The organism is Noviherbaspirillum album (assembly GCF_035916955.1).
GTDB lineage: Bacteria > Pseudomonadota > Gammaproteobacteria > Burkholderiales > Burkholderiaceae_D > Noviherbaspirillum > Noviherbaspirillum album.
In genome coordinates this window covers 12,604-27,852 of the sequence record NZ_JAWIIV010000028.1, presented here as the reverse complement: position 1 = coordinate 27,852, position 15,249 = coordinate 12,604, and the positions used below count along the sequence as shown (strand labels likewise).

6 protein-coding genes are annotated in these 15,249 nt (G+C 62.5%); 2 read left to right on the top strand and 4 right to left on the bottom strand.

What is annotated here, in order from left to right:
• Positions 1 to 25: 25 nt before the first annotated feature.
• From RY831_RS24415 to RY831_RS24405, 3 genes are all read right to left on the bottom strand, one after another.
• Entirely contained in the window at positions 26 to 814 is a 789-nt protein-coding gene (locus tag RY831_RS24415) for a hypothetical protein (protein ID WP_326508980.1), read from the bottom strand.
• Positions 815 to 828: 14 nt separating this feature from the next.
• Positions 829 to 1,893, bottom strand: coding sequence for an NAD(P)-dependent alcohol dehydrogenase (locus RY831_RS24410; protein ID WP_326508979.1), 1,065 nt, complete (start codon positions 1,891 to 1,893; stop codon positions 829 to 831).
• A 152-nt stretch (positions 1,894 to 2,045) separates the two neighbouring features.
• On the bottom strand, positions 2,046 to 4,814 hold the full coding sequence (locus RY831_RS24405; RefSeq protein WP_326508978.1) for an ATP-binding protein: 2,769 nt from the start codon (positions 4,812 to 4,814) through the stop codon (positions 2,046 to 2,048).
• 322 nt (positions 4,815 to 5,136) lie between these two features.
• Between RY831_RS24405 and RY831_RS24400 the strand changes: the two genes are divergently transcribed.
• Together RY831_RS24400 and RY831_RS24395 are read left to right on the top strand one after the other, a co-directional pair.
• Positions 5,137 to 8,433 carry an EAL domain-containing protein gene (locus RY831_RS24400; RefSeq protein ID WP_326508977.1) on the top strand — a complete coding sequence of 1,099 codons (3,297 nt, stop codon included), beginning with the start codon at positions 5,137 to 5,139 and terminating at the stop codon, positions 8,431 to 8,433.
• Complete coding sequence (locus RY831_RS24395) at positions 8,417 to 11,854, top strand: PAS domain S-box protein (RefSeq protein WP_326508976.1); 3,438 nt, start codon at positions 8,417 to 8,419, stop codon at positions 11,852 to 11,854. The genes RY831_RS24400 and RY831_RS24395 overlap by 17 nt, the downstream gene beginning before the upstream one ends.
• 34 nt (positions 11,855 to 11,888) lie before the next feature.
• Here the strand turns inward: RY831_RS24395 and RY831_RS24390 are convergent, their stop codons facing one another.
• Positions 11,889 to 15,134, bottom strand: a complete 3,246-nt coding sequence (locus tag RY831_RS24390) for an AfsR/SARP family transcriptional regulator (protein WP_326508975.1) — start codon at positions 15,132 to 15,134, stop codon at positions 11,889 to 11,891.
• Between the last annotated feature and the right edge of the window lie 115 nt (positions 15,135 to 15,249).

Genomic DNA, 15,249 nt, shown 5'->3' with positions numbered 1-15,249 from the left:
CGTATGGAAATCCGGGTGGTCGGGATTAACCGTTTCTGCGTCGCATCCTGCGAACGGCAAAATAAACGATGAGTACAAGCAGGCCAATCGGCAGCAACGAACGCAATGTGCCGGCCGTCTGCTGGTTTGCGGCCGACACGCCGGCAGGCGCATTTGCATAGTTGCCCGAAGCGCCGCTGCCGGCCTCTCCCGAACCACTCATGCCGCTGTTGCTGTTGCTGGTGCCGCTGCTACCGCTGCTCTGCGTCTGTTGATTCTGCTGCGCCTCCGGATTCTGCTGGCTTGCGGCGTTACCGTCGCGAGACATCAGCGAACCGAGTCCGAGACCGAGCAGCGCTCCGCCCAGCATGCCACCCCAGGGGCTGGCCGCCTCGCGCGGCAAGGTTCGTGTTGGCGCAGACGCCGGGGGTACCTGCGGGCGCACGACCCGTCCGTCGGGTGTAGCGGGCCGGGCCGGTGGCGTTTGCGTTGGCTGTGCTTGCTGGCTTCGTTGAGGCTGTGCGGGACGAACGGCCTGGGGCGGGGGCGCCTTGCGCACGCCTTGTACCTGGCGACCTGACGAGCGGCCGCCGCCCATCCTCTTGGCTTCCGATTCCGGAATGGCCACCGACAGCATCAGCAGCGGCAGGACAAACTTAACGATGGTTTTCTGCATGGCAATCTCGCCGGTAAGGCAGGCAGGGAAGGTGCCTGCTGCTTTGCTTGGATCGCTGTTCGATGCAGAGGTTTCGATATTGCGGATGCCCGCTTCTCCCTTGATGGCCGCAGGTCGGAAGCGATGTCTCGCGTGCCGTGCATGCCGCCATGCAGACATGCCTCATTTCCTTCCTATGCTGGCTGCTCCTGCTTCAACGACGCCATGTCGATCACGAAACGGTATTTCACATCGCTTTTCAGCATGCGTTCGTAGGCCTCATTGATATGCTGGATAGGAATGATTTCGATGTCGGATGCGATGCCGCGCTCGGCACAGAAATCGAGCATTTCCTGCGTCTCTGCGATTCCGCCGATCAGCGACCCCGCCAGGTGGCGGCGCTTCATGATCAGGTTGAAGACCTGCGGCGAGGGATGCGGATGCGAAGGTGCGCCGACCAGGGTCATGGTGCCTTCACGCTTGAGCAGCACGAGAAAGGCATCCAGATCGTGCGCCGCAGCCACGGTATTGAGAATGAAGTCGAAGGAATTGGCATGCGCCTCCATCTCATCTGCATTCTTCGATACCACGACCTCGTCGGCGCCAAGCCTGATTGCGTCCTCGCGCTTGTCGGGCGATGTGGTGAACAGCACCACGTGGGCGCCAAGCGCATGCGCCAGCTTGATCCCCATGTGCCCTAGTCCGCCAAGGCCGACGATGCCGACCTTCTGTCCCTTGCCCACCTTCCAGTGGCGCAGCGGCGACCAGGTGGTGATGCCGGCGCACAGCAGCGGCGCCGCCGCGGCGGGATCAAGCTTGTCGGAAATGCGCAGCACGAATTTTTCGGTGACAACGATGTTATTGGCATAGCCGCCGTAAGTCATGCCTCCGGAATGCATTTCCTCGCCGTTGTAGGTGCCGACGAAACCGTTTTCGCAATATTGCTCGAGTCCGTCGGCACAACTCTGGCAATGCTGGCAGGAATCGACCATGCAGCCGACACCAGCCAGGTCGCCGACCTTGAAGCGTGCCACTTCATTGCCGACGGCGGTGACACGGCCAATGATTTCGTGCCCCGGCACGACCGGGTAAACGGTGTTATGCCACTCGTCGCGCGCGGTGTGCAGGTCGGAATGGCAGACACCGCAATAGAGAATCTCGATCTGGACGTCCGTCGGTCCGGGCGTGCGGCGTTCGAAATTGAGCAGGCTTAAGGGTTCGCTGGCGCTGGTCGCGCCGTACCCCATTGATTTGAGCATGTTGCCTCCTGGAGAGTAAGTGCCGTGTCGCGGCAGACCGGGTCCAGGATGGACTGATCAGGACCGCCAGCGTTCCCGTAGCCCTCGAGCTGCTCCGGACATGGCGCGGAAACGCCGCAGTGCGGAAAACCGCGTACAAGAAAAAGGTGGCTTCAACCACCTTGCGACCGTTGCCGATCATGCCCTCTCTGCGTCTTATCCGTTTTCTCCGCCTTCTCCGCCTTCTCCGAGGAATGGCGTGGCAGATAGAGATGCACCGTGGTCCCCTTGCCTTCCGCGGTATCAATGCCGATGGCGCCGCCCGACTGCTTGGCGAAGCCGTAGATCATCGACAACCCCAATCCGGTGCCCTTGCCGGGCGGCTTGGTCGTGAAGAAGGGATCGAAGGCGCGCTCGGCAACCTCCGGCGGCATGCCGGTTCCGGTATCGGATACGCTGATGCGAATATAGTCGCCTGGAGCAAGCCGCACCGGGGCCAGGCCCGCCGCTTCGTTGCGCGACACATTCCGCGTGATGATTGAGATCGTGCCGCCTTGCTGCATGGCGTCGCGCGCGTTGATCGCCAGGTTGAGCAAGGCGTTTTCAAGCTGGTGGGCATCGCACAGCGTGGTCCATAGGTCGTCTTCCGTCGCCAGTTCGATCCGCATGCCTGAACCGACCGCCTGTTCGATCAGTTCCCGAACGCTTTCCACCAGCAGATTGACGTCAAGAGGAGCTGCCTTCAAATCCTGCTTGCGCGCGAAGGAGAGCAGGCGCTGCGTGAGGTTCGCCGCGCGCTCGGTTGCGCGCGACGCCGTACCGACATAGCGCTCCAGTTCATGGACATTGCCTTGTTGCAGCCGCAGGCGCAGCATGTCATGGCTGCTGACGATGCTCGACAGCAGGTTGTTGAAGTCATGGGCGATTCCGCCGGTGAGCTGCCCCAGCGCTTCCATCTTCTGGCTTTGCAGTAGTTGCTCATGGGTCCGCTTCAGCTCTTCGGTGCGCTCGGCAACCCGTTCCTCGAGTGTGTCGTTCATGCTGCGCAGCGCCGCTTCCATGTTCTTGCGCTTGCTGATGTCGCTGAAGAACAGCGCCAGTCCGTCGGTCGATGGATAGATGCGGATATGAACCCAGAGCGGGTCTTGCCGGCTGTCGCCGATATCCTTCTCGATCGAAAGGGAGACGCGCTCATCCATCGCACGGCGGTAGGCTTGTCCGGAAAACGAGTCATTGGCGTCCGGCCATACATCCCAGAGCCTGCGTCCGAGCACATCGTCGGCGTTTTTTCCGGTGAGGCGCAAGCCTTCCGCATTGATGCGCACGATCGCGAAGTCACGATCGACCAGCAGGAACCCCTCTCCCATCGCTTCCAGAATGTCGCTGCTGCGATCGCGTTCCTGCTGCCATGCACCCTCGAACGCCTTGCGTGCGATTTGCTCGCTGCGTTCGAGCAGCAGGCGGCGCAACTCCTTGGCGGCATCGAGATCGACGCCGTTCCAGCGCCTCGAATAGCCGCGTACCGATTCCTGCCAAAGCTCGAAGGACTTGCGCGGATGCAGGCGGCCTCCTGCCGGCAGATCGACGGGCTTGTAGGGGTTGCCTGCCCATTTGCGCGCTTCGATTACTTCGGCACGCAGGGCAAGCAGGTAATCGCCGTGTTCATTGAGGCGGCAATACAGGGCGCCGCTGGCAATCTGCGCGGCCGAAGCCAAGCCGCTATTGAGGGAAGACATGTTCCGGCTGTACGCGAGACCGCCGCGCAGTTCCCTTTCTAGTGCCTGGCGCACCAGTTCATAGGCTGCCGGCGGCACGGTGGCGCCCAATTCGAACAGCTGTCCCTCCAGCCGGATGACGAGCGCATCGGCGTCGACGGCTCTCAATATGGATGGACTTGCGCTGCGAATTGCTTCGGGAAAGTCCGTGCTGTCCGCAAAGATGTCCTGCACCCGCTTGAGTTCATTCTTGCGCATGTCGCCTTCGCGCACTTGCTCATTGCGGGCAATGCCGGCAATGGCATAGGAGGCCACCTCTCCCAGCACCTTGCAATGCTGCCTTGCATGCAGCGGCACGGTGGCTGCGCTCCTGTTGTGGCAGGTCACCATGCCCCATAACTTGTCGCCGCACATGAGCGAGAGGGTGAGCGAAGCGCGGACATCCATATTCGACAGGTACTCCAGGTGTACCGGCGCGACATTGCGCAGCATGCAGTAGGTCATGTCGAGACGCGCACTGCCGGCCGCCTGAGGATGCGGCAGCAACGGCACGGGTGTGTACCGGACATCCGGGATCATGCGCAGTCGATTCAGCGAAAACAATTTTCTCGCAGGCACGGGAATATCGCTCGCGGGGAAGTGATGGCCGAGGAAGGAGTGGTTGTAGCGCTCGTTGCGCTCTTCGGCAATGACGACGCCATGCCAGTCCTCGTCGAAACGATAGACGATCACGCGGTCGAAGCCGGTAACCCGGCGCACTTCTCTCGCCAGCAGCCGCGCCAGTTCCTCATGGCTCCGGCATTCATGAATGGCTGCGAACGGCAGTTCGCCCAGCAAGCCGGGATGCGGGATGCGGACCGGCAGTTTCTCATCCTCCATTTCGAATTCGGCGATGAGCGTGGTTCCCGTGCTGTTGTAATACATATGGCAGGCATGTTTGCGTCCCGCAATATTCATGAACATGGGCGATACCGAATGCAATTCGCCTTCGTGCAAGGCATCGGCGAGCCGGCCGAAAGGCTCTTCGCCAATGATGTCCCGCAATGAACGGCCTATCGCATCGCTTGCGGCGATGCCAAGCAGCTGCTCAATGTTTTCGCTTGCCCTCGTGACGCGCAGGTCGGGCATTTCCAGGGCGAGCAAGGCGCCGAAAGGCTGGATCAGCTCCGGATCGTGAATGGCCTCCTTGTCGCAGGCGCTCAAATCTTGCAGTGGCAGCGTAGGCATGGTGCAGCGGAATCTCTCGTGTGATGTTCATTGCTAACAGGCGGCAATCGTGTATTGGCAATCTGACACTACAGACGGAAATTTGCGCCGCAGGTTCAAACATGACAGGCATGTTGCCTTTGCGACGAGCAAGGAAGAGCAAGGAAGAGCAAGGACGAGCAAGGTTTTGGTGCAGTCCTGCACTATTCGTGTGCATCGTTCCGGGTATCTTCCTTACAGGCACCCTTCTTTCGCGGATTTGCCCTGAAAACCGCAGTGCACGTGGCGCAAGGCTGGTATGAATATTGCGGAACTGAAATTATTTCCCCGGTTCTCATGACCTATGCGGCAATACCTTTCACGCCTGATTGGCCGTCTCACCGTGAGTCGCAAGCTGGCACTGATTTACTTCTTGGACCTGAGTGCGGTCATTTTCATTTCCGGTATCCTTATCCGCGAGAAATTCATTGCTATCAATTTCGCCGAAAAGGAAGTCGCGGGGAATCAGTACATCGGGGTCGTCAGGCAAGCCTTGTTTGCCATCCCTTCCGTCTATTACCTTGTGCCCCCGTCGGATCGGCCGCATGTGGCTGCACCATTAGGTGCGATGCAAGAAAAGCTGGAGCGGGCCGAGCGTGAATTCGGAAAAGGATTGGAGAGCGCCGAAATTGCCGGCGAACTTGCGCAGCTCATGCGCCGCGCTGAATTGACGGCACCGACGGCGTCGAAAACAGCCCATGGCGATCTCGATCCGACCGACATCATGGCGGCCGGCCGGGCATTGCTGACGCGCGTCGGCAACCAGTCGAACCTGATTCTCGACCCTGATCTCGATAGTTATTACACGATGTCGCTCGTGGTGCTGCGGTTTCCGGAACTGCTGGAAGTTCTCAATGCGATGCACCGGCTGACACGGGACGAGCAAGACCTGGCCGCGGAGGAACGGCAGCGCTGGCTCACCAAATTCCTTATCCTTTCGGGCCGGCTCGATGCCATCGTCAAGGGTGTCGATACCGACTACAGCGAAGCGTTCGCCGCAAGCACGCCGGACCTTCGGCGCAACCTCATTGCGTCGCAGTCCGCGCTGATGGAATCACTCCATCGCTTCCGTGCGATCAGCCACAACATCATCGGCGCTTCTCCGGGCAGCCGGATCGAAGGCGATCCCCGGCGCGCCTACGGCGCCGCGGTGTCGAGCCTGCAATCGGCGTGGGCCGATGCGCAAGGCGAGTTGCATCGCCTGCTTACGACACGAATCCAGGGCGAGTTTCACCGCATGTGGACCCATCTCGGCACCGCCGGTCTCCTGTTGATGGTGATTCTTTCGGTGGTCTATTACGTGGCGCGCCAGATTGCGCTGCCGCTGGGCCGCGTCGCCCATGTCGCGGAAAACGTGCGCCGCTCCGGCGACTACACCCTGCGCGCCGTCTGGCACAGCGAGGACGAGATCGGACGCCTGGTGGACGGCTTCAACAGCATGCTCGAGCAGCTTAACCGCCAGCGCATGGAGCAGCAGGAACTGGTGGCCCGGGCGCGTGCCTCCGAAGCCCAGCGCAAGCTCGTCGACAGCGTGCCGATTCCGCTGCTGGTCACCGCGATTCCGCATCATCAGGTATTGCATGCCAACCATGCCGCGCAAGCCTGGCTGAACGGATGCGACACCGATCCATGGAAATCCGGAATGGAACCCGATGCGCGCATCCGTTTTTTCCAGACGCTCAGCGACGTAGGGAGCATCAATGAATTCGAGGTGCGCTGGCTGGGCGGCCTCCAGCCGAGCTGGGCGCTGGTGTCGGCGCGACGGGTGGAATACCAGGGCCAGCCTGCGGTGCTGAGCACCTTCACGCCGATCGGCCAAATCAAATCGCTCGAGTCAAGGCTGGAGCTCTGGGCCAAGGTGTTCTCGGCTTCGTCCGAGGGCATCCTTGTGATGAATGCAGAAGGGATCGTGATCTCGGCCAACTCCGCATTTTGCCGGACCACCTCGTACGGCTTGCCCGATCTGCTCGGCAAGCACCCGGGATTCCTGCTCGCCGAACGCAACGAGAAGGAGTTGACCTCCGTCATTCGCCAGACGGCCATGGCCACCGGGTCATGGCAGGGCGAGGTCTGGATCACCGGCAAGAAGGAGATGACTTATCCGGCCTGGCTGGTGGTCAACGCCGTGCGGGACGGCAGCGGTGACATCACGCACTTCATCGCCATCTCCCTGGATATCAGCGACCGCAAGGCGAGCGAACAGCATATCCATTTTCTCGCGCATCACGATACGCTGACATCGCTGCCGAACCGGCTCCTGTTCGAGGAAAGACTGACGCTCTCGATCCAGCAGGCGCGGCGCAAGAATGGCAAGCTGGGTATCCTGTTCATCGATCTCGACCGCTTCAAGAATATCAATGATTCGCTGGGACATCATGTCGGCGACGGATTGCTGCGCTCTGTCGCCGCAAGACTGGTCAATGCGGTGCGCGAGGGCGATACGGTCAGCCGTCTCGGCGGCGACGAGTTCGTGATCATCCTCAATGAAGTCAGGGATGCCGAGGAGATCGGCAGAATCATCGAGCGCAGGCTGATTCCCATGATCACGGCGCTGCACCCGGTCGAAGGCGCGGAGCTCTATATCTCCTGCAGCATCGGCGTGTCGGTATTTCCCGACGACGGCAGCGATATCGAACAGCTGATGCGCAACGCCGACTCGGCAATGTACGAGGCGAAAAGCCAGGGCCGCAACAATGCCCAGTTCTTCACGCAGACCTTGAACGACAGGATCGTGCAGCACCTGCATCTTGAAAGCGAACTGCGCCATGCCGTGGAGCGCGACGAACTGGTGCTGCACTACCAGCCAAGAATTCATGCCGGGAAGGGCAGTGTTGCCGGGGTCGAATGCCTGCTGCGCTGGAGGCATTCCGCCAAGGGCATGATGCAGCCGGCGCAATTCATTCCCATTGCCGAGGAAACCGGACTGATCGTGCCCATCGGTGCCTGGATCATCCAGCAGGCCTGCCGCCAGCATATCGAATGGCGTGAACAAGGTCTGGGTGAAATACCGATATCGATCAATCTCTCCGCGGTGCAGCTGAGGGACGCCGGGCTGCTTCCGGTGCTGCGGGCGGCATTGGCCACCTATCCGATCAATGCCCGTCATATCGAACTGGAACTGACCGAGTCCATCCTGATGGAAAACGTGCCGACAACGATCGAGACGCTGGAGGCCATCAAGGCGCTTGGCTTTTCCTTATCCATCGACGATTTCGGCACCGGCTATTCGAGTCTGAACTACCTGTACCGTTTCCCGATAGACAAGCTGAAGATCGATCGTTCCTTCATCAGGAGCATGCATCATGCTCCTCACAGCCTGACCGTAACCAGGGCCATTATCGGCCTGGGCCATACGCTGGGCCTGAAAGTGGTCGCGGAAGGGGTGGAGAAGGAATCCGACGTCGAATTGCTCAGGGCGGCGGACTGCGATGAGCTTCAGGGTTTCTACTACAGCCGTCCGAAGCCGGCCGAGGAAATCGGTGCCTGGCTGAAAAGCAGGGAGGTGGTTTTTTCCCGGGTGCCCCGTGCGCTGCGAGCGAGCCAGCCGCCCGATGAGCCGACAAAGGGTCGGGTAGAATCCGGGTATGAACGAACTCGATGAGTCTGTCGACACTGACATTGCAAAACAGCAATTAGCTATCTTCAGGCGCGCAGCAAAGCTGCTTGCCTCATCACTGAACTTCGAGCAAACGCTCGGCAACGTCATCCTGGCCTGCCTCCCCGCACTTGGCGATTACGGTTTTTTCGATGTCGTACTCGGCGATGGCGTGCGCCGTACCGTCCGCGCGCATCTTGATCCGGAAATCGAAGACCTGCTGCGGCCGACGCAGTGGGTCCGCCAGACCCGCACCGACATGAACCTGTGCGCGCTGTCCAGCGGCGAGCCGGCGCTGCATGCCGATATCGACGACGCCTGGTATCGCAGCGTGGCTGCGGACGATGATCATCTCGCCCTGCTGCGGCGGCTTGCGTGCCGGTCCATGCTGTCCGTGCCGATGCGCTTCGGCAATGAGCTGGTGGGATCGCTGACGCTTTTCATGGGCCGCTCGGGTCGGCGCCATAGCGCGGCGGACGCCGATTTTGCGATGGAACTGGCCGCCCTGGCGGCACCGGTGGTTGTCAACGTGAGGCTGCTGGCAGACGATCTCGGACGACGCGGCAAGATGGAGAAGCGGCTGCGCCTGCTGGATGCGGTGAGCGAGGCGACAAGATCGGCCGCCGATCCGAAGACCGTCATGGAAGTCACGGCGCGCATGGTGGGAGAGCAGATGGAAGTCACCCGTTGTGCCTATGCCGATCTGGAGCCCGACAACGATGCATTCACCATTCGGCACGACTGGGCGGAGCCGGGAGTGGCCTCAACGGCGGGCACCTATTCGCTGGACCTGTTCGGACCGCGCGCGGCGAGCGACATGCGGCAGGGCCGGACGCTGGTCGTGCATGATGTCGATGCCGAACTGGAGCCGGGCGAGGGCGCCGACATGTTCAATGCCATCGGCATCAAGGCCATCATCTGCTGCCCGCTGGTGAAGGAAGGCCGGCTGGTGGCGATGATGGCCGTGCATAACGCCGCGCCCCGGCTCTGGCACCAGGATGAAATCGCCTTGCTGGAAGATGTCGTGGAGCGCTGCTGGGCGCATATCGAACGGGTGCGTTCGACCGAAGCGCTGCGTGCGAGCGAATCGCATCTTTCCTCGCTGTTCGAACAATCCGCCGTCGGCATCGCGGAAACCGATACCGAGGGACGGCTGGTCAAGGTCAACGGCAGGTATTGCGAATTGCTTGGCAGGAGCCGGGATTCCATCCTCGGCCGCCATCTGAGCGAATTCACGCATGCCGAAGATGTCTCGCGCAACATGCTGCTGTTCGAGCGCCTCGTCGCAACCGGCGAATCGTTCGAAATCGAGAAGCGTTATCTGCGACAGGACGGCACGGCATTATGGTGCAGCGTCTCCGCAAGCCTGATCCAGGCCGCCGCACGCGGGCAGTCCGATCTCGTGATGGCCGTGGTGCTGGATATCACCGAACGCAGACGCGCCGAGGAATTGCTGCTCCAGACCGCCGGCCGCCTGCAGTTCACGCTGGAGGCGGCGGCGATCGGCGCATGGGATTTCGACCTCGTCAGCGGCAAGGTGACGCATACCTTGCGGCACAGCCAGTGTTTCGGCTACGAGGAACTGCTCGCCGAATGGGGGCTGGAACGCTTTTACGCCCATGTCCATCCGGATGACCGTGACCGCGTGCGCGGCGATTTCGATGCGGCGCTCCGCGAGCTCAGGGACTGGCATTGCGAATTCCGTGTGATCTGGCCGGATGGCAGCGTGCATTGGCTGGCAGAGCATGGCGCCATCCATCATGATACTGTCAGGCCGACTCGCATGAGCGGCATCGTCTTCGACATCACCGAAAGCAAGCGGGCCGAAGACGCCCTGCGCGCCAGCGAGCGGCGCGCGCTGGAAGCTGCCCGGCAAGCGGAAAGCGAGCGTCGCACGCTCGACGCCTTGCTCGAAGCCGCTCCGGTCGGCATTGTCATGGCGGATACTTCGGGCAAGCTGCTTCGTTTCAATTCCACGCATCGAAACCTCTGGGGCGGCCCGACTCCGCGGACCGAGGGCATTGTCGACTACGGCAAGTGGCGCGGCTGGTGGGCGGACGGGTCCGAACGCCACGGCGAGCCGCTGGGCAGCGAAGACTGGACGATGGCCCGTGTGCTGCGGGGCGAACCTTCCGCCGGAGACATCATTGAAATCGAACCCTTCGGCGATCATGGCGACCGGCGCATCATCCTGACTTCCGGCGCACCCGTGCGCAATGTGGCGGGTGAAGTGGTCGGCGGCGTCATTGCGCAAATAGATGTGACCGACCGCGTGCGGGCGGAGGAAGCCTTGCGACAGTCGGACCGGCGCAAGGATGAATTCCTTGCCATGCTGGCGCATGAGTTGCGCAATCCGCTGGCGCCGATCGCCTCCGCTGCCGAACTGCTGCGCCTGGCGAGGACGGACGAGGAGCGCGTCCGACGCACCAGTGAAGTCATTTCGCGCCAGGTCGAGCACATAACCGGCCTGGTCGATGACTTGCTCGACGTGTCGCGCGTGACCCGCGGATTGATTTCGCTCGATCTGGCAACGCTGAATATGGCGGACATCATCGCCGATGCCGTCGAGCAGGTCACGCCGCTGATCGAATCGCGCCGGCATCGCCTCGCGATACAGCTCCCGGAAGAACCGGCATACGTACAGGGGGACAACAAGCGCCTGGTCCAGGTGCTGACCAACCTGCTCAACAATGCCGCGAAATACACGCCCGAGGGCGGCGACATCGCGATCGGGATGGAACTCGGCGGAAACGAAGTGACGATCACGGTGCGCGACAACGGCATCGGCATGTCGCCCGAGTTGCGCAAGCAGGCGTTCGAGCTGTTTGCGCAGGCTGAACGCAGTTCGGACCGCTCCCAGGGCGGGCTCGGCATCGGCCTTGCGCTGGTCAGAAGCCTGCTGAATCTGCACGGCGGCCGCGTCACGGCAGACAGTGCCGGCCTGGGGCGGGGAAGCCTGTTCACCATCCGCCTGCCGCAAGCGCCATCCGCTGCTGCCAAGCTGGAACCGGTTTCCGGTCCCGCAATTCCCGCATCCGGGCAACTGCGCGTGCTCATCGTCGACGATAATGTCGACGCGGCGACCATGCTCGGCATGTTCGTCGAAACCGGCGGTCACGAAGTGTTTATCTGCAATCGGCCTGAATCCGGACTGGAACGCGCGCAGCAGGTGGCGCCGCACATCTGTTTCATCGATATCGGCCTGCCCGGAATGGATGGCTATGAGATGGCGCGACGTCTGCGGCAACTGCCCGGCGCCGGCGGGCCGGTGCTGGTCGCATTGACCGGCTACGGGCAGCCGCAGGACCGCGTGGCGGCGCGCGATGCCGGGTTCGATCATCATTTCGTCAAGCCGATGGATATGCGCCAGCTTTCCATGCTGCTGGCCGACGTGGCTAGCCGGCAGGGCGGGGAAGCGACGGCCTGATGCTGATGCCGCCGCTCATGGGCCTGTCCCTGCGTCAGTCCCTGTTCCTGAGACCAAGATCGAATGAGAGCCGCTCGGTTTCAGGCGAGGGAAACCTGCCGAGCACGATGGACAGGGTCTGCCGGCATTGCCGGTAGATGCTGTAAGCGCCCGACGGATCGTTCTGTGCCCAGGCACAGCGCATCAGTCCCCGATAGATGGCTTCACCGAGCGGCTCGGCCTTGAGCGCCCGGGCATACAGTTGCCGGGCTAGCGGCCACTCGCCGAGTTTCTCGAGGCGCATTCCCAACTGCCCGGCCGCGGCGAGAAAACGGGTGCGCAAACCGTCGCGCGGCAGGGTCATCCACGCGTCTTCTTCACCGTCGCAGAACGCGCCCTGGTACAGGTCGAGCAGATCCTGGCAATACTGCCCGAGGACGGCCGCGCCCGCCGCCGGAGGCATCCGCTCGATGCGTTCGCATAGCGCGTCCAGCGCGTCGACGTCGGTCCAGACGCTGCAGGCGTCCAGCATCACGTTGCCTCGCCGCACCTGCACGGCGCCGTCATGGCCGAACAGCTTGCGCAGCCGGTGCACCGTCACATGCAAGGCCGCCCTTGCATCGGCCGCATCCGGCCAGAGGCGGCGCGCGAGCACCGCCTGCGCCGCACCGTCCGGACCGGCCGCAAGCAGCGCCTTGAGCAGATCCATCGGCCGCTGCTGGGTCTTCCCGGCCGGATGCACGGGTTCGCCTCGAACCCTGATCTCGAGCTGGCCGAGTGCCCTCACCATCACCGGCCACGGCCATTGCGCATTGCTGCGGTCGGAAGGCGGCAGCCGGTGGAGCAGGATCAGGCGGCGCGCGAACTCGGGTTCGATGCGTTCGCGCAGCGCAAGCGACAGCAGCGGCGCCGAGACGCGCGGAAACGTGGAAATGTAGAGGTCCAGCGACAGTCCCTTGCGCAGCTGTCCGGCGAGCAGCGCCCGCAGGCAGGCCGATGCCTGTGGCGTTTCGTCATGCGCCGCGTGGCGGTATGTCGCCAGCATCAGGCAGGCATCGCTTGCGACGTCCTTGTCGCGGCCGTACGCATGGCAGACTGCATCGGCCGCCCAGCGCGAAGCGCCGTCCCAGTCGGCGGTATGCGCCGCGCAGAAGGCCACGAGGAGCTTGAGCTGATATCGCATCGACGGCAGCATGACACCGGCGGCATGCGCTTCCTCCGCGATCCGGCGCGCCGCGCCGTGGTCGCCGTCCTGCAGCAGGACCACCGCTTCCAGCAGCTTGTAATAGGCGACCTCCAGCTTGCGACGGGGATTCATCAGCTGCCGGGCCTGGGCCAGCGTCGCTCGCGCCGCCGCGGTGTCGCGCCCGGCGAGCTGTTGCACGCCGATGCGGAACTGCACATGAAAGCGCAGATGCTGCACGCCGTCGTCCGAGGCGAGCTTCTGCATCCGGTCCAGCATCAGCTCGGCGGCATCGCGATCGCCGTCGAGCTGATGCCGGTAGAGCGCGGCGCGAGCCCAGGACACCTTGTGCATAGGCGCGACCTTGTCGCTGTCGATCAGATGATTGAGCGCCACGATGAGATTGCGGGCGCCGGCTATGTCGGTCCAGTTGAGGCAATGCAGGGCAATCGTTCCCGCCGCGAGCTGCTCGTTGCCGTTCGTGCAGGCGGGCAGGATGTCGAGAACTTCGTGCAACATGCTCTCGAAATCCGGCGACTCCAGGTCGGTCAGATACAGGCCGAGCAGGATGCGGGAACGGACCAGCAATTCCTTTTCCGGCGGCATGGTCTGCGGCGCAAGCAAGCGCAGGCGGCCGAGCATGGTTTGCGTGGTCCGTTGCAGGGGCGCGAAATCGTTCCATTCGTGATAGTGACAATCGACGACGGCTGCCATCGACAGCAACGCCGCGGCAATGTCGCCGCCGGCGGCGAAGACCTGTTCGGCGCGGCGCAGGTATTGCCGCGCCTGCGGCGGGTCGACCTGGATCAGTGACATGCCATGCCAGTAGCACAGCCACGGGTTGCCATCCACGGCGGCGGACGGCAGTTGCCGCGTCCATTCCCGCCAAATGCTGCCCCGATTGCTCAGGCACATGCATTCCGCGTTGCGCAGCAGCAGATTGGCCATGGCATTGCTTTCGCCCGCCTCCTGCAGCAGTTTGAGTGCAGCGCCAAGCTCTCCCCTGGCTTCAAGCCGATGGGCAGCCTGCCGCAGCAGCCTTGCATAATCCTGGAACCCCAGCTGCTGGCGCGCCCGGTGCCGCAGGAATTCACGGAAACACGGATGGAACCCGTAGCGCTCCGGCCGGGTTCCGGCGCGGCTGACGAACCAGCGGTTGTCGCACAAGCGGTTCACCGTGTCGACCGCCTCGGCCGGCTCGGTCCCATCCAGCGGGTCATGCAGATCCTCCGGCGGCGCGCAGGCGAGCTTGAGCAGCAGGTTCTGCGCGGGGCCGGACAGCCGGTCCATGACTTCTCCCGCGAAGTAATGAAAGATGGCATCGCGGCCCGCTGCAAGCAGGCTCTCCGGATCGCGGTCAACGGCAGCCCGGGAGTACGCGTCGCGCAGCATGACGATGCCTGCGGCCCAACCGTCCGCCTTGTCTAGCATGGCATGGAGCATCAGGTCCGGCGTGTCCCGGCGGGCAAAAAGCCATTCCGCTTCGTTTTTTTCGAAGCGCAGTTCATCCCAATCGATTGTCGTCAGCAGACCGTTCGCCGCCATCCGCGAAAGACGGGCTGGCAGCCTCTCCCTGCTCAGCGCGAATATTGTGAGTCCGAACGGAATTTCGCTGAAGGCGATTTCGAGCAGTTCGCCGCCATGGTTCCAGTCGAACTCATGCAGGTTGTCGAAGACGATGACGGTACCAGCAGGCAGCACGCTGTAGAACTGGCGGAAGAAGCGGCGGGCATGGTTGCCGGTCTCGACTTCTCCGGCGTCGAATTGGCACGGCGGGACTCCGAATGCCGCTTGCGCCGCATGACCGAGATAGTGAAACAGCAGGGCCGGATCACCATCCTGCTGATCGACCTGATACCAGAGATGCGGCACACCATGAAGGGCAAGAAAACTGGCTGCCAGCGTGGTCTTCCCGGCGCCGGGCGGCGAGCAGATCCAGGCCACCGCATTGTCGCGGCACGCCTGTTGCAGGCGATCGAACAGGCGCGGTCGCTGGGAGGCATGGTTGACCCGCGGCCGCGAGAATTTTGCATAGGGCGGCAATACGGTTTGCGGCAAGCCTGCCGGCGGCATAGTGCCTGGCGATCCGGATTTCCGTTTGGCAAAAGGAACTGACACCTTCAGCTCTCTTCATGCGCGTGCCGCGCTCTCATTGGTGACTGGTGAATGACAGGCCAAGCCGAAAAGTATATCGAGCCCATGCAGGATGGAGTTTGCACATTATCTAGGTGTG